Source organism: Rhodanobacter sp. UC4452_H20, from assembly GCF_052978205.1.
The window spans coordinates 3,467,210-3,490,919 of sequence record NZ_CM129662.1; the positions used below are offsets into that span (position 1 = coordinate 3,467,210).

A 23,710-nucleotide genomic window follows, 5' to 3' on the forward strand; every position below is an offset into this window, starting at 1 on the left:
GCGCGGAATTGCCGGCGATCGAGCGGATCCCATGCGGCCGCTGGCCGTCGGGCGCCGGTGGCGGCGAACGAAAATCCCGCCGCAGCGGGATTTTCGTCGAGCCGGATGGGATGGCTTCGGTTACAGCAGCGGGATCATCAGCAGCGCCACGATGTTGATGATCTTGATCAGCGGGTTCACCGCCGGGCCGGCGGTGTCCTTGTACGGGTCGCCCACGGTGTCGCCGGTGACCGCGGCCTTGTGCGCCTCGGAGCCCTTGCCGCCGTGGTGGCCGTCCTCGATGTACTTCTTGGCGTTGTCCCAGGCGCCGCCGCCGGTGGTCATCGAGATTGCCACGAACAGGCCGGTGACGATGGTGCCGATCAGCACGCCACCGAGCGCCTTCGGCCCCAGCAGCAGGCCGACCACGATCGGCACCGCCACCGGCAGCAGCGACGGCACGATCATCTCGCGGATCGCCGACTTGGTCAGCATGTCCACCGCGCGCGAGTACTCCGGCTTGCCGGTGCCCTGCATGATGCCGGGGATGTCGCGGAACTGGCGGCGCACTTCCTCCACCACCGCGCCGGCGGCGCGGCCGACGGCCTCCATCGCCATCGCGCCGAACAGGTAGGGGATCAGGCCGCCGATCAGCAGGCCGATGATCACCATGTGGTCGGACAGGTCGAAGGTCAGCGGGGAATACGCCGTGCCCGCGGCCAATGCCTTGGCCTGGGCGGCGACGTCGAGGTTGTGCGTGTAGTCGGCGAACAGCACCAGCGCGGCCAGCGCGGCCGAGCCGATCGCGTAGCCCTTGGTCACCGCCTTGGTGGTGTTGCCGACCGCGTCCAGCGGATCGGTGACGCCGCGCACTTCCGGCGGCAGGTCGGCCATCTCGGCGATGCCGCCGGCGTTGTCGGTGATCGGGCCGTAGGCGTCCAGCGCCACGATCATGCCGGCCATCGACAGCATGGCGGTGGCGGCGATCGCGATGCCGTACAGGCCGCCCTGGCTGTAGGCACCCCAGATCGCCGCGCAGATCACGATCACCGGCATCGCGGTCGCCTTCATCGACACGCCGAGGCCGGCGATGATGTTGGTGCCGTGGCCGGTGGTCGAGGCCGCCGCGATGTGTTGCACCGGCTTGTACTGCGTGCCGGTGTAGTACTCGGTGATCCACACGATCAGGCCGGTCAGCACCAGCCCGATCAGCGCGCAGTGGAACAACGCGTGGCTGGAAATGACGCTGCCGTCGCCGGCGGCCAGGCCCTGCGGCAGCAGGCTGCCGGTGACGAACCAGAACGCGACCGCCGAGAGCAGCGCCGACACGATCACGCCCTTGTACAGCGCGCCCATGATCGAGCCACCGGCCTTCACCCGGACGAAGAAGGTGGCGATGATCGAGGCGATGATCGACACGCCGCCGAGCAGCAGCGGGTACAGCACGGCAGCGAGGTTGTCGGCGAAGGTGAGACCGGCCAGCAGCATGGTGGCGATCACCGTCACCGCGTAGGTCTCGAACAGGTCGGCCGCCATGCCGGCGCAGTCGCCCACGTTGTCGCCCACGTTGTCGGCGATCACCGCCGGGTTGCGCGGGTCGTCCTCGGGGATGCCGGCCTCCACCTTGCCGACCAGGTCGGCGCCGACGTCCGCGCCCTTGGTGAAGATGCCGCCACCCAGGCGCGCGAAGATCGAGATCAGCGAGCTGCCGAAGGCCAGTCCGACCAGCGCGTGCAGTGCGGTCTCGCCGGTGACGCCGAAGTGGCCGAGCACCAGCCAGTAGCCGGCCACGCCGAGCAGGGCCAGTCCGACCACCAGCATGCCGGTGATCGCGCCGCCGCGGAACGCCACGTCCATCGCCGCACCGAGTCCGCTGCGCGCCGCCTCGGCGGTGCGCACGTTGGCGCGCACCGAGACGTTCATGCCGATGTAGCCGGCCGCCCCGGACAGGATCGCGCCGAGCAGGAAGCCGATCGCGGTCGGCCAGTTGAGGAAGAAACCGATCAGCAGCAGCAACACCACGCCGACCAGGCCGATGGTGGTGTACTGGCGGTTGAGGTAGGCGCGTGCGCCTTCCTGGATGGCCGCGGCGATCTCCTGCATCCGTTCGTTGCCCGGCGATTTCGCCAGGATCCAGCGCGCGGACAGCGCGCCATACAGAACCGCCACCACCGCACACGCAACGACGATCCACCAGCCATACTGCTGCAGCATCGGAGCCTCCCCATGGGTTGTAAGTGGCCGTCCGGAACGGGCGGTCCCGGGGAGTATAGGCAGAGGCGACGGCGCAGGCCGTTGTGCGGCGCAGCGCCGTCCATCAGCGAAAAGGGCCGTGCACGGATGCACGGCCCCCGGATCGGTCAGCCTGGTGCGGACTCAGCGCAGGGCGTAGTCCAGGATGATGCCGGTGGCGATTGCGACCAGCAGGTAGTCGTTGTCCGCGCGCACCCAGTGGTAGCCGCGCGGCGGCGGGCGCAGGCGGTAGTAGCGGTAATCGCGCACGACGTAGGTCGGACCGTAGTAGCGGTGGCCGCGTTCCCAGCGATGGTGGCGCACCGGGTAATAGCGCGGGCCGGCGTAGCGGTAATCGCGGTGTCCGTAGCCATAGCGGCGGTCATCATGCCGGCGCCAGTCGCCGTGGCGGCGGTCGTCGTGCCAGCGGCGGTCGTCATGGCGGCGGTCGTGGCCACGGTCGTGACCCCGGTCGTGACCCCGGTCGTGGTCGTATCGGCCGTGGTCGCCCGGACCGGGGCCGGGAGCGGCCAGCGCGATGCTGCCGGTGCCGAGCAGGGCGAGGGCGATGAGCAGGCGGTGGATGAGTTTCATCTCAAGTCTCCTCCCGTGGAGGGTCGTGGCCGTAACGGCACGGCGATCGACCCGGGCAGGATGGAGCGTAAGAAGCTGCGGCTGAACGCAAGCCTATGCGGGCGCCCCGGTTTTCAGGTGGCGCTCAGCACGGTGACGCCGGTCACGGAAGCCGTGGAGTTCAGCGCCCGAATGCCGCCAGCTTCTTCGTCACCGCCGTGTTCTTCAGCCGCACGTAGCGCGGCAGGCCATCCTTGCCGTAGGGCAACGGCGCCTCGCCGCGGATCAGCGGGGCGAGGTAGCGGCGGGCGGCGGCGGTGATGCCGAAGCCGTCGCGGCTGATGAAGTTCTTCGGCATCTTCTTCTCGCGGTTGGCGATCTTCGCCAGCGGCGCGGGCGCGATCTTCCAGCGGTACGGCGCGTCGGACGTGCGCACGATCACCGGCATCACCGCGTTCATCCCGGCCAACGCGTAGTCGACCGCGGCCTTGCCCACGGCGTACGCCTGCTCGGCGTCGACCTGCGAGGCGGCATGCCGCGCCGAGCGCTGCAGGTAGTCCGGCAGCGCCCAGTGGTATTTGTAGCCGAGCTTTTCCTTCACCAGCGCGGCCAGCACCGGCGCCACGCCGCCGAGCTGGCTGTGGCCGAACGCGTCGCGCGTGCCGGCCTCGGCGAGGAACTGGCCGGCCGCGTTGCGCACGCCTTCGGAGGCGACCACGGTGCACCAGCCCACCCGTTCGACGGTGGCTTGCACCTTGGCCAGGAACGCCGCCTCGTCGAACGCGTTCTCGGGGAACAGGATGAGGTGAGGTGCCGCGTCCGCATCGTCGCCGGCGAGGCCCGCCGCGGCGGCGATCCAGCCGGCGTGGCGGCCCATCACTTCGAGGATGAACACCTTGGTCGAGGTCTCGGCCATCGAGGCCACGTCGAGGCTGGCTTCCAGCGTGGAGATCGCGGTGTACTTCGCCACCGAGCCGAAGCCCGGGCAGCAGTCGGTGACGGCGAGGTCGTTGTCCACCGTCTTCGGCACGCCGATGCAGCGGATGTCGTAGCCGAGCGTCTTGCCGATCTGCGAGAGTTTCAGCGCGGTGTCGGCCGAATCGTTGCCGCCGTTGTAGAGGAACCAGCGGATGTCGTGGGCGCGGAACACCTCGATCAGCCGCTCGTATTCGCCGCGGTTGTCCTCCAGCGATTTCAGCTTGTAGCGGCACGAACCGAACGCGCCGCCGGGGGTGTGGCGCAGCGCGGCGATCGCGGCGGCCGATTCCTTCGAGGTGTCGATCAGCTCCTCGCGCAGCGCGCCGAGGATGCCGTTGCGCGCGGCGTACACCTTCACGCCCTTGCCGCGGGCGGCCTCGATCACGCCGGCGGCGGTGGCGTTGATCACCGCGGTGACGCCGCCGGACTGGGCGTACAGCAGGTTGCCGGTGACGGCGGGGGAACGGCGGCTCGGGCTCATGGGATCCTCGATAGGGCAGTGGAAGCGTGGCAACGGTGCCGGCAAATCTTTTTATGCAACAAATACTTGGCCGGATGCGACGAAGGTCGCTGTTTGACGGCACCCGGTGCAGCGGCTAATTTGACGGCAATTTCGTGCATCGGGCGGGCTGCTGCAGCGTGCGGCGGCCCGCCGAACTCGTGGAGTATTATGCGACTCGTCCTACTTGGCGCGCCCGGTTCGGGCAAAGGTACGCAGGCGGCCCGGCTGAAAACGGCGCTGGGCGTTCCGCATATCTCGACCGGCGACATGCTGCGCGCCGCCGTCGCCGCGGGCACCGCGATGGGGCTCAAGGCCAAGGCGGTGATGGACGCCGGCCAGCTGGTCTCCGACGACATCCTGCTCGGCATGCTGGAAGAGCGCCTGGCCCAGGCCGACGCGAAGGCCGGCTTCATCCTCGACGGCTACCCGCGCAACCTGGCCCAGGCCGACGCGCTCGACCACCTGCTGGCCAAGCTCGGCCAGCCGCTGGACGCGGTGGTGAAGCTGGAGGTGCCGAACCAGGCGATCATCGGCCGCTGCGAAATCCGCTTCAAGGCGGAGGGCCGCGCCGACGACAACCCGGACACCGTGCGCAAGCGCCTGGCCATCTATGCCGAGCAGACCGCGCCGGTGGCGGATTTCTACGCCGGCCGCGGCAAGCTGCAGGTGGTGGACGGCGTCGGCGAGCTGGCCGAGGTCACCGCGCGGATCGAGCGCGCGCTGCAGAACGAAGCTGCCGCCGCGAACGGCTGAGCGCTTCCCGCTCCGGCGGAGCGGATTTCACGGAGTCGCTCGGCATGCGTCTGCACATCCTCGGCATCTGCGGCACCTTCATGGGCGGCGTCGCCGCGCTCGCGCGCGAACTGGGCCACGCGGTCGAAGGTTCCGACGCCAACGTCTACCCGCCGATGAGCACCCAGCTGGAGGCGCTCGGCATCGGCCTGATGAGCGGCTACGCCGCCGAACACCTGCAGCCGGCACCCGATCTGGTCGTGGTCGGCAATGCGATGACGCGCGGCAATCCGGCCGTCGAGTACCTGCTCGATGCGCGCCTGCGCTACGTCTCCGGCCCGCAGTGGCTGGGCGAGACGGTGCTGGCCGAGCGCGACGTGCTGGCGGTGGCCGGCACCCACGGCAAGACCACCACCACCAGCCTGCTGGCGCATTTGCTGGAGAGTGCGGGGATGGCGCCGGGGTTTCTGGTCGGTGGCGTGCCGGGGAATTTCGGGGTGTCGGCGAGGCTGGGGAGCACATCGGGACACGCAAGCCCCGGACCCTCATCCGGCGCTGCGCGCCACCTTCTCACCCGCGAGGGGACTCCCCAAGGGTCGCCGGCGGGAGAAGGGAGTGTCGTGCCGCCGGTGGCGGCGCCATTTGTGATTGAAGCGGACGAGTACGACACCGCGTTCTTCGACAAGCGCTCGAAGTTCGTGCACTACCGCCCGCGCATCGCGATCCTCAACAACCTCGAGTACGACCACGCGGACATCTTCCCCGACGTGGCCGCGATCCAGCGCCAGTTCCATCACCTGGTGCGCACCGTGCCGGGCAACGGCCGGCTGATCGTCAATGCGCACGACGAGCGCCTCGCCGAGGTGCTGACGATGGGCTGCTGGACGCCGGTGGAAACCTTCGGCATCGGCCGCGGCGACTGGCAGGCCACGCTGATCGAGGCGGACGGCTCGGCCTTCGCGGTGCATCGCGGCGGCGAGCGGCTCGGCGAGGTGCGCTGGCCGCTGCTGGGCCAGCACAGCGTGATGAACGCGCTGGCCGCGCTGGCCGCGGCGACGGCCGCCGGCGCCGATCCGCGTGCGCTGCTGCCGGCGTTCGCCAACTTCGAGAGCGTGAAGCGACGGATGGAACTGGTCGGCGAAGTGAATGGCGTGCGCGTGTACGACGACTTTGCCCATCACCCCACCGCGATCGCCACCACCCTGGCCGGGCTGCGCGCGAAGGTCGGCGACGCGCGCATTCTGGTGGCGCTGGAGCCGCGTTCCAACTCGATGCGGCAGGGCGCGCATGCGGAGGCGCTGGCGCCGTCGCTGGCCGACGCCGATGGCGTGTTGATCCTCCAGCGTGCCGAGTTGCCGTGGGACGCCGGTGCGGTGACGGCAGCCCTCGGCGGCCGCGGCGCCGCGGTGCCGACCGTCGACGCGCTGATCGCCGAGTTGGGTCGGCAGGTGCGGCCGGGCGACCAGGTGGTGTTCATGTCCAACGGCGGTTTCGAGGCTGCGCCGCGGCGCTTCGTCGAGCGTTTGCGCGGCGCCTGATGCTGGGCGCAGACCGTCGTGGTGGGCACTGGGTACACTCGGCCGATGGCCGTCAAATCCGAGCTGCTCGACATCCCGCTGTTCCCGCTCTCCTCCGTGCTGTTTCCCGGTGGGCGGCTGCACCTGCGCATCTTCGAGCCGCGTTATCTGGATCTGGTGCGCGAATGCTGCCGTGACGGCAGCCCGTTCGGCGTGTGCCTGATCCTGGCCGGGCGCGAGACTGGCGAGCCGGCCGTGCCGGCGGCGATCGGCACGTTGGCGCGCATCAGCGATTTCCAGCGCGACGAGAACGGCCTGCTCGGCATCGTGGCCGAAGGGGGTGCGCGCTTTCGCGTTTCGCGCAGCCGCGCGCGCGCCGATGGCCAGTTGCGCGGCAACGCCGAACGCTGGCCCGGCGAGCCGGTGCAGGAGGTGCCGGTGGAGTTCGCCCTGCTGCAGAGCATCCTCGAACGACTGATCGAGACGATGGCGCCGCATTGGCGGCATGCCGCACGCAGCGACTACGAAGATGCCAGCTGGCTGGGTTTTCGCCTGGCCGAACTGCTGCCGCTGGACACCGGCGAACAACAGCGCATGCTGGAGTTGACCGATCCGTTGCAGCGCCTGGCCGAGCTGCGCGACATCCTGCCGCGCTTCCAGAAGGCGTGAGCGGCCCGGCTACACTGGACGTTCATCCCACGGAGTCGATTCGCATGAGTTCGCTCGCTGGCAAGACCTTGTTCATCACCGGCGCCTCGCGCGGCATCGGCCTGGCGATTGCGCGCCGGGCCGCACGCGACGGCGCCAACATCGTGATCGCGGCCAAGAGCGCGGTGCCCAATCCCAAGCTGCCCGGCACCATCCACACCGCTGCGGCCGACATCGAAGCGGCGGGCGGTCGTGCGCTGGCGCTGCAGGTGGACATCCGCGAGGAGGCCGAGGTGGTCGCCGCGGCGGCGCGGGCGGCGGAGCATTTCGGCGGCATCGACATCGTGGTCAACAACGCCAGCGCGATCTGGCTGGCCGGCACCGAAGGCACGCCGATGAAGCGCTTCGACCTGATGCACCAGGTCAACACCCGCGGCACCTTCCTGGTCACCCAGGCCTGCCTGCCGTACCTGAAGAAAGCGACCAACCCGCATGTGCTGATGCTGTCGCCGCCGCCCAGCCTCGATCCGAAATGGTTCGCCCCGCATGTCGCCTACACCATCGCCAAGATGGGCATGAGCCTGTGCGTGCTGGGCATGAGCGCCGAGTTCGCCCCGCTCGGCATCGCGGTCAACGCGCTGTGGCCGCGCACGGTAATCGCCACCGCCGCGATTGCGATGATCGACGGCGTCACCGCCGGGCAGTGCCGCCGTCCGGAGATCGTGGCCGATGCCGCCCACGCCATCCTGACCCGGCCGGCCCGCGACTACACCGGCCATTTCGCGATCGACGACGAAGTGCTGCGCGAAACCGGCGTGACCGATTTCGACCAGTACGCCGTCGAGCCCGGCGCCGAGTTGTTGCCGGACCTGTTCCTGGAGCGCTCATGAGCTCGCCCGAACAGGAACTGCTGGACCTCGGCAAGCGTTACTGGCTGCCGGTCTACAAGCCGCGCGAGCTGGTGCTCGATCACGGTCGCGGGTCGCGCGTGTGGGACACGCAGGGCCGCGACTACATCGACTTCGGCGCCGGCATCGCGGTGAACTCGCTGGGACACCAGGACCCGGATCTGCTCGCTGCGCTGGCCACTCAGGCGCACAAGCTGTGGCACGCCAGCAACGTGTTCTACACCGAGCCGCCGCTGCGCCTGGCCGAGGAACTGGTCGTGGCTTCGGGTTTCGCCGAGCGCGTATTCCTGTGCAACTCCGGTGCGGAGGCGAACGAGGCGGCGATCAAGCTGGTGCGCCGCTGGGCGGCCGCGCAGGGGCGCCCGGCGGAGCGACGCATCATCGTCACCTTCAAGGGTTCCTTCCACGGTCGCACGCTGGCCACGGTGACCGCGACGGCGCAGCCGAAATACCAGGCCGGATACGAGCCGCTGCCTGCCGGCTTTCGCTACCTCGACTACAACGACGCGGCAGCGCTGGAACTGGCCTTCGAGGCCGGCGGCATTGCCGCCGTGATGCTGGAGCCCATCCAGGGCGAAGGCGGTGTGGTGCCGGCGGCGCCGGGTTTCCTCGAACGCGTGCGCGAGCTGTGCGACGAGCACGACGCCTTGCTCGTGCTGGACGAAATCCAGTGCGGCATGGGCCGCACCGGCGAGCTGTTCGCGCATGGCCAGGTCAAGCCGGACGTCGTCACCCTGGCCAAGGCCCTGGGCTGCGGTTTCCCCATCGGCGCCATGCTGGCGGGACCGAAAGTGGCCGACACGATGCAGTACGGGTCGCACGGCACCACCTTCGGCGGCAATCCGATGGCCGCCGCGGTGGCGCGCGTGGCGCTGGCCAAGCTGGCCTCGCCGGCGATCCTTGCCAACGTCGAGCGCCAGGCCAACGATTTGCGCGCGGGCCTGGCCCGGATCAACCAGCAACTGGCACTGTTCGACGAAGTGCGCGGGCGTGGCCTGATGATCGGTGCCGTGCTGGCGGATGCTTACAAGGGCAGGGCCGGCGACATCCTCGACCACGCCGCGGCTCGCGGCTTGCTGCTGTTGCAGGCCGGCGCGGACGTGCTGCGCTTCGTGCCGCCGTTGTCCATCACCGACGAGGAACTGGCCGAAGGCCTTTCCCGCCTGCACCACGCGTTGAACGATTTCGTCGCAGGCGGGAAACCCGCGACAGACAGGAGTGGACCATGAAATATCTGCACACCATGGTGCGCGTGCGCGACATCGATGCCTCGCTGCGCTTCTACTGCGAAGGTCTGGGTCTGCGTGAAGTACGCCGCATGGAAAACGCCCAGGGCCAGTTCACCCTGGTATTCCTGGCTGCGCCGGACAGCCCCGAGGCGGAAATCGAGCTGACGTACAACTGGGGTTCCACCGAGGATTACGGCAGCGCGCGCAATTTCGGCCACCTCGCCTTCCGGGTGGAGGACATCTACGCCACCTGCCAGCGGTTGCTGGACATGGGTTACACCATCCATCGCCCGCCGCGCGACGGCCACATGGCGTTCGTGCGTTCGCCCGACCTGGTTTCCGTCGAACTGCTGCAGGAAGGCCACTTGCCGCCGCGCGAACCGTGGGCGTCCATGCCCAACACCGGCAGCTGGTGAATCAGCCGCGCGCGTCGCGCAGGGCGCCGCGTGCAGCCTCCAGCGTATCGGCGATGTCCTGGTCGCTGTGTGCGCTGGACATGAACCCCGCCTCGAAAGCGGAAGGCGCCAGATACACGCCGCGCTTCAGCATGCCGTGGAAAAAGCGATTGAACAGCGCAACGTCGGCGGCCGTGGCCTGCGCGTAGCTGTTCACTCGCCCGGCGCTGAAGAACAGGCCGAACATGCCGCCCACGCGGTTCGTGCTGAACGCCACGCCCTCGCCGTCGGCGACCGATTGCAGGCCGTCGCAGAGCAGACGCGTGCGCGCGGCCAGACGATCATGGAAGCCGGGCGCCTGGATCAGCTCCAGCATCGCCAGGCCCGCGGCCATCGCCACCGGATTGCCGCTGAGCGTGCCGGCCTGGTAGATCGGGCCCGACGGAGCAATCTGCTCCATCAGGTCCCTGCGGCCGCCGTAGGCGCCGACCGGCATGCCGCCGCCGATGATCTTGCCGAACGTGGTGAGGTCCGGCATGACGCCGTAATGCGCCTGCGCGCCGCCCAGCGCCACCCGGAAACCGGTCATCACCTCGTCGAAGATCAGCACGGCACCATGTCGTGTGCACAGTTCGCGCAGGCCTTGCAGATAGCCGTCCACCGGCGGGATGCAGTTCATGTTGCCGGCAACCGGCTCGATGATCAGCCCGGCGATCTCGTCGCCCAGTTCGGCGAACAGCGCCTGCGCGGCAGCGAGGTCGTTGTACGGCAGGGTGAGCGTGAGATCCGCATTTGCCTTCGGCACGCCCGGCGAGGTCGGCACGCCGAAGGTCAGCGCACCGGAGCCGGCCTTGACCAGGAAGCTGTCGCCGTGGCCGTGGTAGCAGCCCTCGAACTTCACGATCTTGCTGCGGCCGGTGGCGCCGCGGGCGAGCCGGATCGCCGACATGGTCGCCTCGGTGCCGGAATTGACCATGCGCACCATCTCGATCGACGGGATCAACCGCGTGATCGTTTCGGCCATCACCACTTCGGCTGCGCACGGCGTGCCGAAGGAAAGGCCGTCACGCACCGCGCGTTCCACCGCCTCGCGCACGGCGGGATGGTTGTGGCCGACGATCATCGGGCCCCACGAGCCGACATAGTCGATGTAGCGCGTCCCTTCGACATCCCACAGATACGCGCCATCGGCGCGGGCGGTAAAGAACGGTTCGCCGCCGACCGACTTGAATGCGCGCACCGGCGAATTCACGCCGCCGGGCAACAACGGAAGGGCGCGCTGGAACAGTTCGTGGTTGGTCGTCATCGGATTCTCAAGGATTGGGCGAGGGAAACAGCCGGGCGAAACGCTGAGCCGCGTCGCGCACGTCGGGCGCAGCGAACAGGGAGGAAATCGAAGCCACGTAATCGGCGCCGGCCTCGATCAGCAAGGCAGCATTGTCCGGCGTGATGCCGCCGATCGCCACCCGTGCCACGCCCAGCGCGGCGCTTTGCCTCAGCAGATCCACCGGGGCGATCGTTGCCTGCGGCTTGGTCGGCGACGGATACATCGCACCGAACGATACGTAACTGGCGCCGGCCTGTGCCGCGCTGCGCGCGTCGGCGAGCGAGTCGCGACAGGCGACGCCGATGATGGCGGTTGGGCCAAGGCGTTCGCGGGCCGTGCGGATTGTGTCGACCGAGTGCGCCAGATGCACGCCATCGGCACCGACGGCCTGCGCCAGCGCCGCGTCCTCGTGGATGATCAGCGGCACCGCATGCCGCCGGCACAATTGCGCGATCGCCGTGGCCTCGGCGTGGCGGCGCACATCGCCGGGCTCCTCGTCCAGATATTGCAGCAGCCGTGCGCCGCCGGCCAGCGCCTGTGCCACCACGTCGAGCAGGTCGGGGCGCGGTCCGTTGGTGATCGCGTACAGGCCACGTTGTGCGAGCGTAGTGGGGTGTTTCATGGGCGGATTTCCGAGTGGCGTGAAGATGGCCGGATCATTGTCGTGCTTTCGCATTGTCGGTCGAGTTGCGAGAATGTCCTATTCCCAGTCATCCGAAGAAGCCCGACCATGAGCCAGAGTTCCCCCGGTGCCGCTGCCACGCGCAAATGGATGTGCGTCGTATGCGGCTACATCTACGATGAATCGCAGGGCGTCCCCGACGAGGGCATCCCGGCAGGCACGCGCTGGGAAGACGTACCCGAGACCTGGACCTGCCCGGATTGCGGCACGACCAAGGACGACTTCGAGATGATCGAGATCGACTAAGCGCAGCGTTGCGCCCGCAAACGGCCAGACCCTGCCGGCGAACTGGCCGCGCCGACTGCTCTGATGAACTCGCGCACGGATGGTGCGCGCCGGATCAGGAGCATCCCATGCTGCGGTTCATTCCCTTCGAAGATGACTGGGACGCGTTCGAACGCATGCGCCCGGAAGATTTCATCCCCTATCGAGTCGGCTTGCTGCCTGAACCGGCGCTCGCGACTCCGCCCACGCGCGCCGTGGCGCTGTTGCCGGAGACCTGTCCGGCGCGGCCGCTGTTTTCGCGTGGTGCTGCGGGATCCTGATGCAGGCCAACCCTCTGCGCGATGGTGCGGCGAGGCCGTTCCACGGCCCTCGGCGCTCCATTGCCTGGAAGAAACTGCACGCAGACCCTTCCCACGAACGCCGCGGGGCGCTATCATGCTCGCCCCTTCGACGACAGGCCCTGTCGGCGAAGATTCCGCAACAAAACACCGTCGAAATTTTTCCATCGAGGGTGTTGACGGTCTCGGAAAGCGATGTAGAATGGGCGGCTCACCCGGGACGAAAGGTCACGGGGCGATCACCGAAAGGCGGTCGGGCAGCGAAGATCTTTGACAGTGTGCGCAGGTGAATTGTGTGGACGTCTTGCGTTGATGGGTCGTGACCTGTCCAAGCAATGCAAGCGTCCCACCAAGTAAAAAGTCAGTAATGAGTTTTGATTGGTTGGGAACATACGCTTCGGAAAGATAGATGGCTTCGGTCATCGAAAACTTAAGTGAAGAGTTTGATCCTGGCTCAGATTGAACGCTGGCGGCATGCCTAACACATGCAAGTCGAACGGCAGCACAGAGGAGCTTGCTCCTTGGGTGGCGAGTGGCGGACGGGTGAGTAATGCATCGGGATCTACCCTGACGTGGGGGATAACCTCGGGAAACCGGGACTAATACCGCATACGTCCTACGGGAGAAAGCGGGGGACCTTTTAGGCCTCGCGCGGCAGGACGAACCGATGTGCGATTAGCTAGTTGGCGGGGTAATGGCCCACCAAGGCGACGATCGCTAGCTGGTCTGAGAGGATGATCAGCCACACTGGGACTGAGACACGGCCCAGACTCCTACGGGAGGCAGCAGTGGGGAATATTGGACAATGGGCGCAAGCCTGATCCAGCAATGCCGCGTGTGTGAAGAAGGCCTTCGGGTTGTAAAGCACTTTTATCAGGAGCGAAATCTGCATGCTTAATACGTGTGCAGTCTGACGGTACCTGAGGAATAAGCACCGGCTAACTTCGTGCCAGCAGCCGCGGTAATACGAAGGGTGCAAGCGTTAATCGGAATTACTGGGCGTAAAGGGTGCGTAGGCGGTTCGTTAAGTCTGTCGTGAAATCCCCGGGCTCAACCTGGGAATGGCGATGGATACTGGCGAGCTAGAGTGTGTCAGAGGATGGTGGAATTCCCGGTGTAGCGGTGAAATGCGTAGAGATCGGGAGGAACATCAGTGGCGAAGGCGGCCATCTGGGACAACACTGACGCTGAAGCACGAAAGCGTGGGGAGCAAACAGGATTAGATACCCTGGTAGTCCACGCCCTAAACGATGCGAACTGGATGTTGGTCTCAACTCGGAGATCAGTGTCGAAGCTAACGCGTTAAGTTCGCCGCCTGGGGAGTACGGTCGCAAGACTGAAACTCAAAGGAATTGACGGGGGCCCGCACAAGCGGTGGAGTATGTGGTTTAATTCGATGCAACGCGAAGAACCTTACCTGGCCTTGACATGTCCGGAATCCTGCAGAGATGCGGGAGTGCCTTCGGGAATCGGAACACAGGTGCTGCATGGCTGTCGTCAGCTCGTGTCGTGAGATGTTGGGTTAAGTCCCGCAACGAGCGCAACCCTTGTCCTTAGTTGCCAGCGAGTAATGTCGGGAACTCTAAGGAGACTGCCGGTGACAAACCGGAGGAAGGTGGGGATGACGTCAAGTCCTCATGGCCCTTACGGCCAGGGCTACACACGTACTACAATGGTCGGTACAGAGGGTTGCAATACCGCGAGGTGGAGCCAATCCCAGAAAGCCGATCCCAGTCCGGATTGGAGTCTGCAACTCGACTCCATGAAGTCGGAATCGCTAGTAATCGCGGATCAGCTATGCCGCGGTGAATACGTTCCCGGGCCTTGTACACACCGCCCGTCACACCATGGGAGTGGGTTGCTCCAGAAGGCGTTAGTCTAACCGCAAGGAGGACGACGCCCACGGAGTGGTTCATGACTGGGGTGAAGTCGTAACAAGGTAGCCGTATCGGAAGGTGCGGCTGGATCACCTCCTTTCGAGAACGACACGTCGCACCGATCGGTGCAAGACGTCCACACAAGACACCTGTATTTTACGCAAAGTCCCTTTTGCGAAGAGCGAACATCAAGACCGGCCATCCGTGGCCGGACTCTTCAACAAAAGCTGCTCCGAACGGAAGTTCGAGAGAGGCTGGTGTAGGTTCTGGGGCTCGATCTCTGGGTCTGTAGCTCAGGTGGTTAGAGCGCACCCCTGATAAGGGTGAGGCCGGTGGTTCGAGTCCACCCAGACCCACCATTGTTCCGAGGTTCGGAACAATCCGGATATCCCTTCGACGGGGCCTTAGCTCAGCTGGGAGAGCACCTGCTTTGCAAGCAGGGGGTCATCGGTTCGATCCCGATAGGCTCCACCAGGATGTCGCTGCGTAAAATATCAGCACACAAAAGATTTGAAATCGACCGGCATTGAGGCCGGCACGATGTTCTTTGAAAACACGTAAACGAGTGACAAGCGTCTTGGTTCGAACCGAACCGAGGCAAGTGTTAAGGCACGAAACGAAGTAACTTGGCTGCCCCTGAGGAGGGGGCATGCCCCGAGGCGACTTGGGGTTATATGGTCAAGCGACTAAGCGTATACGGTGGATGCCTTGGCAGTCAGAGGCGATGAAGGACGTGGCAGCCTGCGAAAAGTGTCGGGGAGCTGGCAACAAGCTTTGATCCGGCAATGTCCGAATGGGGAAACCCACCGCGCAAGCGGTATCGCATGATGAATACATAGTCATGCGAGGCGAACCCGGGGAACTGAAATATCTAAGTACCCGGAGGAAAAGAAATCAACCGAGATTCCGTCAGTAGCGACGAGCGAACGCGGACTAGCCCAAAAGTATCTTGTGTTCTAGTCAAACGGCATGGAAAGGCCGGCCATAGATGGTGATAGCCCAGTCGACGAAAGGGCACTTGATATGAAATTGAGTAAGGCGGGGCACGTGAAACCTTGTCTGAACATGGGGGGACCATCCTCCAAGGCTAAATACTCCTGACTGACCGATAGCGAACTAGTACCGTGAGGGAAAGGCGAAAAGAACCCCGGAGAGGGGAGTGAAATAGACCCTGAAACCGTATACGTACAAGCAGTGGAAGCCCGCAAGGGTGACTGCGTACCTTTTGTATAATGGGTCAGCGACTTACTGTCTGTGGCAAGCTTAACCGTATAGGGGAGGCGAAGAGAAATCGAGTCTGAATAGGGCGCATAGTCTCAGGCAGTAGACCCGAAACCGAGTGATCTATCCTTGGCCAGGTTGAAGGTGCGGTAACACGCACTGGAGGACCGAACCCACATCTGTTGCAATAGATGGGGATGAGCTGAGGATAGGAGTGAAAGGCTAAACAAACTCGGAGATAGCTGGTTCTCCTCGAAAGCTATTTAGGTAGCGCCTCGGACGAATCTTCCTGGGGGTAGAGCACTGTTATGGCTAGCGGGTCATCGCGACTTAGCAAACCATGGCAAACTCCGAATACCAGGACAGACTATCCGGGAGACACACGGCGGGTGCTAACGTCCGTCGTGAAAAGGGAAACAACCCAGACCCGCAGCTAAGGTCCCCAAGTTCTAGCTAAGTGGAAAACGATGTGGAAAGGCATAGACAGCCAGGAGGTTGGCTTAGAAGCAGCCATCCTTTAAAGAAAGCGTAATAGCTCACTGGTCGAGTCGGTCTGCGCGGAAGATTTAACGGGGCTAAGCTAGACACCGAAGCTCGGGGTGCACAGCAATGTGCGCGGTAGAGGAGCGTTCCGTAAGCCTGTGAAGGTGGATTGTAAAGTCTGCTGGAGGTATCGGAAGTGCGAATGCTGACATGAGTAACGATAAGGGGGGTGAAAAGCCCCCCCGCCGAAAGCCCAAGGTTTCCTCGCGCAACGTTCATCGGCGCAGGGTGAGTCGGCCCCTAAGGCGAGGCAGAAATGCGTAGTCGATGGGAAGCGGGTTAATATTCCCGCACTTTTCTACAGTGCGATGTGGGGACGGAGAAAGTTAGGTCTACCGGGCGTTGGTTGTCCCGGGGAAAGGAGGTAGGCATGGATCTTTGGCAAATCCGGGATCCTTTATGCCGAGCACTTATGACGAGCCCTTTTGGGCGAAGTGACTGATACTACGCTTCCAGGAAAAGCCACTAAGCTTCAGCTGTAGAAGAACCGTACCGTAAACCGACACTGGTAGGCAGGGTGAGAATCCCAAGGCGCTTGAGAGAACTCGGGTGAAGGAACTAGGCAAAATGGCACCGTAACTTCGGGAGAAGGTGCGCCCATCAGTGTGGCTACATGCGTAGCTGAGCACCGATGGGTCGCAGTAACCTGGCCGCTGCGACTGTTTATCAAAAACACAGCACTCTGCAAACACGAAAGTGGACGTATAGGGTGTGACGCCTGCCCGGTGCTGGAAGGTTAATTGATGGGGTCAGCCGCAAGGCGAAGCTCTTGATCGAAGCCCCAGTAAACGGCGGCCGTAACTATAACGGTCCTAAGGTAGCGAAATTCCTTGTCGGGTAAGTTCCGACCTGCACGAATGGCGTAACGACAGCGGCGCTGTCTCCACCCGAGACTCAGTGAAATTGAATTCGCTGTGAAGATGCAGCGTTCCCGCGGCAAGACGGAAAGACCCCGTGAACCTTTACTATAGCTTTACACTGAACGTTGAGTTCTTCTGTGTAGGATAGGTGGGAGGCTTTGAAGTGCAGACGCCAGTTTGCATGGAGCCATCCTTGAAATACCACCCTGAAGTGCTTGACGTTCTAACCTCGGCCCGTTATCCGGGTCAGGGACCGTGTATGGTGGGTAGTTTGACTGGGGCGGTCTCCTCCCAAAGAGTAACGGAGGAGCACGAAGGTACGCTCAGCGCGGTCGGACATCGCGCACTGTGTGCAAAGGCATAAGCGTGCTTGACTGCGAGATCGACGGATCAAGCAGGTACGAAAGTAGGTCTTAGTGATCCGGTGGTTCTGTATGGAAGGGCCATCGCTCAACGGATAAAAGGTACTCCGGGGATAACAGGCTGATACCGCCCAAGAGTTCATATCGACGGCGGTGTTTGGCACCTCGATGTCGGCTCATCACATCCTGGGGCTGTAGCCGGTCCCAAGGGTATGGCTGTTCGCCATTTAAAGTGGTACGCGAGCTGGGTTCAGAACGTCGTGAGACAGTTCGGTCCCTATCTGTCGTGGGCGTTGGAGATTTGAGGGGGGCTGCTCCTAGTACGAGAGGACCGGAGTGGACGTTCCGCTGGTGTTCGGGTTGTCTCGCCAGAGGCATTGCCCGGTAGCTATGAACGGAAGTGATAACCGCTGAAAGCATCTAAGCGGGAAGCACGCCCCAAGATGAGATCTCCCGAGAGCTTGACTCTCCTGAAGGCACCATCAAGACCAGGTGGTTGATAGGCAGGATGTGGAAGCGCAGCAATGCGTTGAGCTTACCTGTACTAATGAGCCGTGCGGCTTGACCATATAACCCCAAGTGGCTTTGTTTGACGCAGGTCCCTCTGCGGAGCCACCGGCCATCCCTGGCCGGACTCTTCAAAGGAGCCGCCTCGAGCACTGTCTCGAAACGGTTGAATTTCACCTCGACGCTTGTCACTCGTTTACGATTTATCTCACGTGAGATCCCTCTCACGGAAAGAAGAGTCAACACCTCGCCATCCATGGCGGACTCTTCAACACCTCGAGGGATCTTTCGCGGAAGAGCCGGCCGTCAGGGCCGTCTCTTCAGAAACGTGGAGCTGGCGCACGCGCGCTGCTCCCACCCCTTCCCTGGCGGCCATAGCGGCGTGGTCCCACCTGATCCCATCCCGAACTCAGAAGTGAAACGCGCATGCGCCGATGGTAGTGTGGCTTTGCCATGCAAGAGTAGGTCACCGCCAGGGGCTTTATCCCGAAACACCCTCACCGGCAACGGTGGGGGTTTTTCTTTTCTGCCGCCGCCACCGCCGCCCGCAACCTGCAACAGGTCACCGCCAGGGAGTTCGTTCTCGAGGTGGGCCTGCGCTCGGGTGGCAAGCGCCGCCCATCCCGCGATCAACCCGCTACGTTCCTGGCAAAACAGGAGCAAAGCTGTGCCGGGAAGGCCGTTCCATGACACGGGCCGACTGGTTGCAGGGGCGGCGTGTTAGCGTGTTGTGGGGTTGCCGGCTCGGCGCAGGCGAGGGCGATGATGGCGGGGCATGACACGAACATCCTGGTCGTCGGTGGCGGCATCAATGGGGCGGGAATGGCACGTGATGCGGCAGGCCGCGGACTTTCGGTGACGCTTTGCGAGCAGGACGACCTGGCCGGGCACACCTCCAGTGCAAGCACCAAGCTGATCCATGGCGGCTTGCGCTACCTGGAACAGCACGAATTCCGGCTGGTGGCGAAGGCGCTGGCCGAGCGCGAGGTGGTCATGCGGCTGGCACCGCACATTGCCTGGCCGCTGTTGTTTGTCCTGCCGCACGAATCGCACCTGCGCCCGGCCTGGATGATCCGGCTCGGCCTGTTGCTGTATGACAGCCTGGGTGCCGGCCATCGGACGCTGGCCGATTCGCGCGCGGTGGATCTGCGCAGCCATGTCAGCGGCGCGCCGTTGAAAAACACGTACACACGCGGTTTCGTGTACTCCGATGGCTGGGTGCAGGACGCACGCCTGGTCGTGCTCAATGCGATGGATGCGCACCGGCTCGGGGCCGATGTCCGGGTGCGCACGCGCTGCGTCTCCGCGCACGTCGAGGATGGCGTGTGGCAGGCTCAGCTGCTTGGCCCCGACGGGCAGATGGACAGCTGCCGTGCGAAGGTGCTGGTCAATGCGTGCGGCCCGTGGGCCGGGCGCTTCCTGGGTGACGTGCTGGGCCGCGATCGGCATCCACGCGTGCGGCTGGTGAAGGGCAGCCACATCGTGCTGCCGCGGCTGTTCGAACACGACCACGCTTACATATTCCAGCAGCCCGATCGACGCATCGTGTTCGCGATCCCCTATGAGGACGACTACACCCTGGTGGGCACCACCGATCTCGACTATGCCGCCGACCCCGCGAACGTCGTGATCGACGCTGGCGAGGTTCGCTACCTGTGCGACGCCGTCAATCGCTACTTCCGCACGCCGGTGCAGCCGAAGGATGTCGTGTGGAGTTACAGCGGCGTGCGGCCGCTGCTGGATGAGGATGGCAACGCCAGCACGGTCAGCCGGGACTATCGCATCACGCTGGACCACGAACAGGGCGCCCCGCTGCTGAATGTCTTCGGCGGCAAGATCACCACCTACCGGCGACTTGCCGAGGAAGCGGTGGATCAATTGGCTGAAGTCTTGTGGCCCGAGCGGTCGGCATGGACTGCCCAAGGCGATCCCTTGCCAGGCGGCGATTTTGCCGATGCCGAACGGCTGCTCGCGGCCTGGTCGCAGCGTTGGCCCTGGCTGCCTTCCTCGCTCGCGCATCGCTGGTTCCGGCACTACGGCACCTGCACCGAAACCCTGCTCGGCGAAGCGTGCGCCATGGGCGATCTGGGTGAGCACTTCGGCGCCGACCTCTACCAGCTCGAACTGGATTATCTCATCCGCGCGGAATGGGCGCGCAGCGGGGACGACGTGCTGTGGCGCCGTACCAAGCTCGGGTTGCGCCTGAGTCCGGTGGAACACCACCGGGTGCACGCTTACGTGGCGCGGATGGTTCCGATGCTGGTGGGTGCAACCGCGGAGAGAGCAGAGGCACAATCGGCATGAGCGGGAAAGCACACTTCGTCGTCGCCATCGACCAGGGCACCACCAGTTCACGCGCGATGGTCTTCGACGCGCAAGGTTGCGTGGTGTCTTCGGCACAGCGCGAGTTCGAGCAGATCTTTCCGCGCTCAGGCTGGGTCGAGCATCGCCCGCGCGACATTCTCACCAGCGTCCAGGTCACCCTGACGGAAGCGATGCACAAGGCCGGGATCGAGGCGTCGGCGGTGGCCGGTATCGGGATCACCAACCAGCGCGAAACCACCGTGGTCTGGGATCGTGCTACCGGCGAGCCGGTGTACAACGCGCTGGTGTGGCAGTCGAGGCATTCGGCGAAACTGTGCGAGTCCATGCGCAGCGAGGCCGTCGACGCGCTGGTGCGCGAGCGTACCGGTCTGCTGCTGGACGCCTATTTTTCCGCGACCAAGCTGAAATGGCTGTTCGAGCACGTCAGCGGGGTGCGCGAACGGGCGCAGCGCGGTGAACTGCTGTTCGGCACGATCGACAGCTGGCTGGTGTGGAACCTCACCGGCGGTCGCACCCACGTCACCGACGTGACCAATGCCTCGCGCACGCTGCTGTACGACATCCATCGGCAATGCTGGGACGACGACCTGTTGGCCCTGTTCGGCGTGCCCGCCTCGATGCTGCCGCAGGTGCGCGGCTGCAGCGAGATCTACGGGCGCATCGAGCCGAAGTATTTTTTCGGTCGCGACGTGCCGATCTGCGGCATCGCAGGCGACCAGCAGGCCGCCCTGTTCGGCCAGGCATGCTTCGAGCCGGGCATGGCCAAGAATACCTATGGCACCGGCTGCTTCATGCTGATGAACACCGGCCACTCCGCGGTGCCGTCGCAGCATGGCCTGCTGACCACGCTGGCCTGGAAGCTGGGCGACAAGGTGGAGTACGCGCTCGAAGGAAGCATCTTCGTGGCCGGTTCGGTGGTGCAATGGTTGCGCGACGGCCTGCACCTGCTGGACCGGGCCGAGCAATCGCAAGCCTGCGCCGACAGCGTGGATTCCACCGAAGGTGTGTATCTGGTGCCCGCCTTCGCCGGGCTGGGGGCACCGTACTGGCACGCCGACGTGCGTGGCGCCATCTTCGGCCTGTCGCGCGGCACGAGCCGCGAGCACCTGATACGCGCGGCGTTGGAGTCGATGGCCTACCAGACGCGCGACGTGCTGGCCGCGATGGAGGCCGACGCCGGCATCGCGCTGAAGGAGTTGCGCGCCGACGGCGGCGCCATCGGCAACGATTTCCTGGCCCAGTTCCAGAGCGACATGCTCGGCGTGCCGCTGCTGCGGCCCCGGATTACCGAAACCACCGCGCTGGGCGCCGCCTATCTGGCCGGCCTGGCGGTCGGCGTCTGGGACAGCCGCGAGCAGATCGCGCGGTTGTGGCAGCAGGATCGCCGCTTCGATCCCGCGATGGAGGCATCCCGTCGCGAGCGCCTCTACAGCGGCTGGCAAGCGGCGGTGCAGGCCACGATGGGCTTTCCCGCGAGCTGACTTCCACTCAGTCCAGTGCGTATCCGAACTGGTCGGCGAACTCCGCGGCAAACTCGGCGTAGTTGAAACGCTGGTTCTGGGTGCCGGGGTGCTCGACCTTCAGCGCACCCATCAGCGAGGCGATCCGGCCGGTGGTGGGCCAGTCCTTGCCATGCATGATGCCGAACATCAGGCCGGCCCGGTAGGCGTCGCCGCAGCCGGTCGGATCGACGATGACGCGCTCGCGCGCCGGCGGAATGTGGTGGCTCTCCTCGCCCACGTGGATCACCGAACCGCGTGGACCCTGGGTCACGATGTAGGCGGTGACATGGCTGGCGATCTCCGCCGCACTCCAGCCGGTGCGAGTCTGCAGCAACTGGGATTCGTAGTCGTTGACGATCACGTAAGTCGATTTGGCGATCATCGAGCGGAACTCGTCGCCGTTGAACAACGGCATCGCCTGGCCGGGATCGAAGATGAACGGCACGCCGCGCGCGGCGAATTCGTCGACGTGTTGCAGCATCGCCTCGCGGCCATCGGGCGCCACGATCGCGAAGTCGATCTGCGGGATGTCGCGGACGTGGTTCTCCTGCGCACTGGACATCGCGCCGGGGTGGAAGGCGGTGATCTGGTTGTTGTCCAGGTCCGTGGTGATGAAGCACTGCGGGGTGAACTGCTCCTCGAACACGCGCACGCCATCGAGCCGGATGCCGCAGTCCTGCATGTGCTGCCGGTAGGGCGCGAAATCCTGGCCCACCGCTGCCACCGGCAGCGGGTCGCCGCCCAGCAGCTTGAGGTTGTAGGCGATGTTGCCGGCGCAGCCGCCGAACTCGCGCCGCATGGCCGGCACCAGGAACGACACGTTCAGGATGTGCATCTGGTCGGGCAGGATGTGGTTCTTGAACTGATCCTGGAACACCATGATGGTGTCGTAGGCGAGCGATCCGCAGATGACGGCAGGCATGATGCGAGAAAACCCCGATTTGAGATGGGAGGCTGCGGGCGCGTGCCCGGACGGGCAGAATCGGTCCCTGCAGCCAAAGGCCGCCATCGTACCGCCATCCGTCCGCGCTGGCGACTTCGCGACCTGCTTCGCAGTTCAGTCCACGGCACAGGAAAATCGCTTATGGCCGTGTTGCACAAGGGTTTCTTAACGTGTTTTTCCTTGCGTGGAACGGTGGGCCTGACTAGACTGGCGAGCTTGTCTGTTTAGCCTGGCCGACCCACGGCGGACCCATGTTCAAGAAGTTCCGCGGCATCTTTTCCAACGACATCTCCATCGACCTCGGCACGGCCAACACGCTGATCTACGTGCGTGGTCAGGGCATCGTGTTGAACGAGCCTTCGGTGGTGGCGATTCGCCAGGACCGCGGCCCCGGTGGTCCGCGCACGATCGCGGCGGTGGGTGGCGACGCCAAGCGCATGCTGGGCCGCACGCCGGGCAACATCGCCACGGTGCGCCCGATGAAGGACGGCGTGATCGCCGACTTCACCATGACCGAGGCGATGCTGCAGCACTTCATCAAGCAGGTGCACAAGTCGCGCTTCCTGCGGCCGAGCCCGCGCGTGCTGGTCTGCGTGCCGTGCGGCTCGACCCAGGTCGAGCGCCGCGCCATCAAGGAATCGGCCGAAGGCGCCGGTGCCCGCGACGTGTTCCTGATCGAAGAGCCGATGGCTGCGGCGATCGGTGCCGGCATTCCGGTGCACGAGGCGCGCGGCGCGATGGTGCTGGACATCGGCGGCGGCACCTCCGAGGTGGCGGTGATCTCGCTCAACGGCATCGTCTACTCGCAGTCCGCCCGCGTCGGCGGCGATCGTTTCGACGAGGCGATCATCAACTACGTGCGCCGCAACCACGGCACCCTGATCGGCGAATCCACCGCCGAGCGGATCAAGCTGCAGATCGGCTGCGCGTTCCCGCAGGACGACGTCAAGGAGATCGAGATCTCCGGGCGCAACCTTGCCGAGGGCGTGCCGCGCATGTTCACGATCAACTCCAACGAAATCCTCGAGGCACTGCACGAGCCGCTGGCCGGCATCGTGGCGGCGGTGAAGTCGGCGCTGGAACAGACTCCGCCGGAACTGTGCTCCGACGTCGCCGAGCGCGGCATCGTGCTCACCGGCGGCGGCGCGCTGCTGCGCGACCTGGACCGGCTGATCTCCGAGGAAACCGGCCTGCACGTGCAGGTGGCCGACGACCCGCTGACCTGCGTGGCGCGCGGCGGCGGCAAGGCGCTGGAGCTGATCGATCAGCATGGCAGCGACTTCTTCTCGCCCGAATAGCGCGCGG

Annotated in this window: 18 protein-coding genes, 2 tRNA genes and 3 rRNA genes; 16 read left to right on the forward strand and 7 right to left on the reverse strand. The window is 65.0% G+C overall.

The window, feature by feature from the left end:
* Positions 1 to 120: 120 nt before the first annotated feature.
* The 3 genes from ACVCMC_RS15950 to ACVCMC_RS15960 form a co-directional block, all read right to left on the reverse strand.
* A complete protein-coding gene (locus ACVCMC_RS15950; RefSeq protein WP_447098012.1) occupies positions 121 to 2,193 on the reverse strand; it encodes a sodium-translocating pyrophosphatase in 2,073 nt (690 codons plus the stop codon).
* Between the two features lie 162 nt (positions 2,194 to 2,355).
* On the reverse strand, positions 2,356 to 2,805 hold the full coding sequence (locus ACVCMC_RS15955; RefSeq protein WP_447098013.1) for an RcnB family protein: 450 nt from the start codon (positions 2,803 to 2,805) through the stop codon (positions 2,356 to 2,358).
* Positions 2,806 to 2,965: 160 nt separating this feature from the next.
* Positions 2,966 to 4,243 (reverse strand): 6-phosphofructokinase, encoded by a 1,278-nt coding sequence (locus ACVCMC_RS15960; RefSeq protein ID WP_395120266.1) that lies wholly within the window; start codon positions 4,241 to 4,243, stop codon positions 2,966 to 2,968.
* Positions 4,244 to 4,432: 189 nt separating this feature from the next.
* On the opposite strand from ACVCMC_RS15960, the gene ACVCMC_RS15965 reads away from it, so the two are divergent.
* From ACVCMC_RS15965 to ACVCMC_RS15990, 6 genes are read left to right on the forward strand one after another with little or no spacing between them, the layout of a single operon-like run.
* Positions 4,433 to 5,017, forward strand: a complete 585-nt coding sequence (locus ACVCMC_RS15965) for an adenylate kinase (RefSeq protein WP_027484899.1) — start codon at positions 4,433 to 4,435, stop codon at positions 5,015 to 5,017.
* 44 nt (positions 5,018 to 5,061) lie between these two features.
* Positions 5,062 to 6,534, forward strand: a complete 1,473-nt coding sequence (gene mpl / locus ACVCMC_RS15970) for a UDP-N-acetylmuramate:L-alanyl-gamma-D-glutamyl-meso-diaminopimelate ligase (RefSeq protein ID WP_447098014.1) — start codon at positions 5,062 to 5,064, stop codon at positions 6,532 to 6,534.
* 45 nt (positions 6,535 to 6,579) lie between these two features.
* A complete protein-coding gene (locus ACVCMC_RS15975) occupies positions 6,580 to 7,182 on the forward strand; it encodes an LON peptidase substrate-binding domain-containing protein (RefSeq protein ID WP_395120264.1) in 603 nt (200 codons plus the stop codon).
* 44 nt (positions 7,183 to 7,226) lie between these two features.
* Positions 7,227 to 8,051, forward strand: coding sequence for an SDR family oxidoreductase (locus tag ACVCMC_RS15980; protein WP_447098015.1), 825 nt, complete (start codon positions 7,227 to 7,229; stop codon positions 8,049 to 8,051).
* On the forward strand, positions 8,048 to 9,298 hold the full coding sequence (locus ACVCMC_RS15985) for an acetylornithine/succinylornithine family transaminase (protein WP_447098016.1): 1,251 nt from the start codon (positions 8,048 to 8,050) through the stop codon (positions 9,296 to 9,298). Before ACVCMC_RS15980 ends, ACVCMC_RS15985 begins: the two co-directional genes overlap by 4 nt.
* Positions 9,295 to 9,714, forward strand: coding sequence for a VOC family protein (locus tag ACVCMC_RS15990; RefSeq protein WP_447098017.1), 420 nt, complete (start codon positions 9,295 to 9,297; stop codon positions 9,712 to 9,714). Before ACVCMC_RS15985 ends, ACVCMC_RS15990 begins: the two co-directional genes overlap by 4 nt.
* Before the next feature lies 1 nt (position 9,715).
* On the opposite strand, the gene hemL is transcribed toward ACVCMC_RS15990, so the two are convergent.
* On the reverse strand, positions 9,716 to 10,999 hold the full coding sequence (hemL, locus tag ACVCMC_RS15995; protein WP_447098018.1) for a glutamate-1-semialdehyde 2,1-aminomutase: 1,284 nt from the start codon (positions 10,997 to 10,999) through the stop codon (positions 9,716 to 9,718).
* 7 nt (positions 11,000 to 11,006) lie between these two features.
* Positions 11,007 to 11,642 (reverse strand): thiamine phosphate synthase, encoded by a 636-nt coding sequence (gene thiE, locus ACVCMC_RS16000; protein WP_447098019.1) that lies wholly within the window; start codon positions 11,640 to 11,642, stop codon positions 11,007 to 11,009.
* Positions 11,643 to 11,750: 108 nt separating this feature from the next.
* Here thiE and ACVCMC_RS16005 point away from each other — a divergent pair, with 108 nt between their 5' ends.
* Both ACVCMC_RS16005 and ACVCMC_RS16010 read left to right on the forward strand, forming a co-directional pair.
* Positions 11,751 to 11,948: a rubredoxin gene (locus ACVCMC_RS16005; RefSeq protein WP_395120258.1), complete on the forward strand. Its 198-nt coding sequence runs from the start codon at positions 11,751 to 11,753 to the stop codon at positions 11,946 to 11,948.
* Positions 11,949 to 12,055: 107 nt separating this feature from the next.
* Positions 12,056 to 12,247: a hypothetical protein gene (locus tag ACVCMC_RS16010; RefSeq protein ID WP_447098020.1), complete on the forward strand. Its 192-nt coding sequence runs from the start codon at positions 12,056 to 12,058 to the stop codon at positions 12,245 to 12,247.
* A 246-nt stretch (positions 12,248 to 12,493) separates the two neighbouring features.
* On the opposite strand, the gene ACVCMC_RS16015 is transcribed toward ACVCMC_RS16010, so the two are convergent.
* Positions 12,494 to 12,688 (reverse strand): hypothetical protein, encoded by a 195-nt coding sequence (locus ACVCMC_RS16015; protein ID WP_395120256.1) that lies wholly within the window; start codon positions 12,686 to 12,688, stop codon positions 12,494 to 12,496.
* A gap of 8 nt (positions 12,689 to 12,696) precedes the next feature.
* Between ACVCMC_RS16015 and ACVCMC_RS16020 the strand changes: the two genes are divergently transcribed.
* From ACVCMC_RS16020 to glpK, 7 genes are all read left to right on the forward strand, one after another.
* Positions 12,697 to 14,242, forward strand: a 16S ribosomal RNA gene (locus tag ACVCMC_RS16020).
* 182 nt (positions 14,243 to 14,424) lie between these two features.
* Positions 14,425 to 14,501, forward strand: a tRNA-Ile gene (locus ACVCMC_RS16025).
* A gap of 39 nt (positions 14,502 to 14,540) precedes the next feature.
* Positions 14,541 to 14,616, forward strand: a tRNA-Ala gene (locus ACVCMC_RS16030).
* A 202-nt stretch (positions 14,617 to 14,818) separates the two neighbouring features.
* Positions 14,819 to 17,697, forward strand: a 23S ribosomal RNA gene (locus ACVCMC_RS16035).
* A gap of 302 nt (positions 17,698 to 17,999) precedes the next feature.
* A 5S ribosomal RNA gene (gene rrf, locus ACVCMC_RS16040) occupies positions 18,000 to 18,113 on the forward strand.
* Together the 16S, 23S and 5S rRNA genes with 2 tRNA genes alongside form the textbook arrangement of a ribosomal RNA operon.
* 287 nt (positions 18,114 to 18,400) lie before the next feature.
* Positions 18,401 to 19,939, forward strand: a complete 1,539-nt coding sequence (gene glpD / locus ACVCMC_RS16045) for a glycerol-3-phosphate dehydrogenase (protein WP_447099521.1) — start codon at positions 18,401 to 18,403, stop codon at positions 19,937 to 19,939.
* Positions 19,936 to 21,441: a glycerol kinase GlpK gene (gene glpK / locus ACVCMC_RS16050; RefSeq protein WP_447098021.1), complete on the forward strand. Its 1,506-nt coding sequence runs from the start codon at positions 19,936 to 19,938 to the stop codon at positions 21,439 to 21,441. The genes glpD and glpK overlap by 4 nt, the downstream gene beginning before the upstream one ends.
* A gap of 7 nt (positions 21,442 to 21,448) precedes the next feature.
* Here the strand turns inward: glpK and ACVCMC_RS16055 are convergent, their stop codons facing one another.
* Entirely contained in the window at positions 21,449 to 22,384 is a 936-nt protein-coding gene (locus ACVCMC_RS16055; RefSeq protein ID WP_395120254.1) for a carbohydrate kinase family protein, read from the reverse strand.
* Between the two features lie 272 nt (positions 22,385 to 22,656).
* Here ACVCMC_RS16055 and ACVCMC_RS16060 point away from each other — a divergent pair, with 272 nt between their 5' ends.
* Positions 22,657 to 23,703, forward strand: a complete 1,047-nt coding sequence (locus ACVCMC_RS16060) for a rod shape-determining protein (protein ID WP_395120252.1) — start codon at positions 22,657 to 22,659, stop codon at positions 23,701 to 23,703.
* The last annotated feature ends 7 nt before the right edge of the window (positions 23,704 to 23,710 follow it).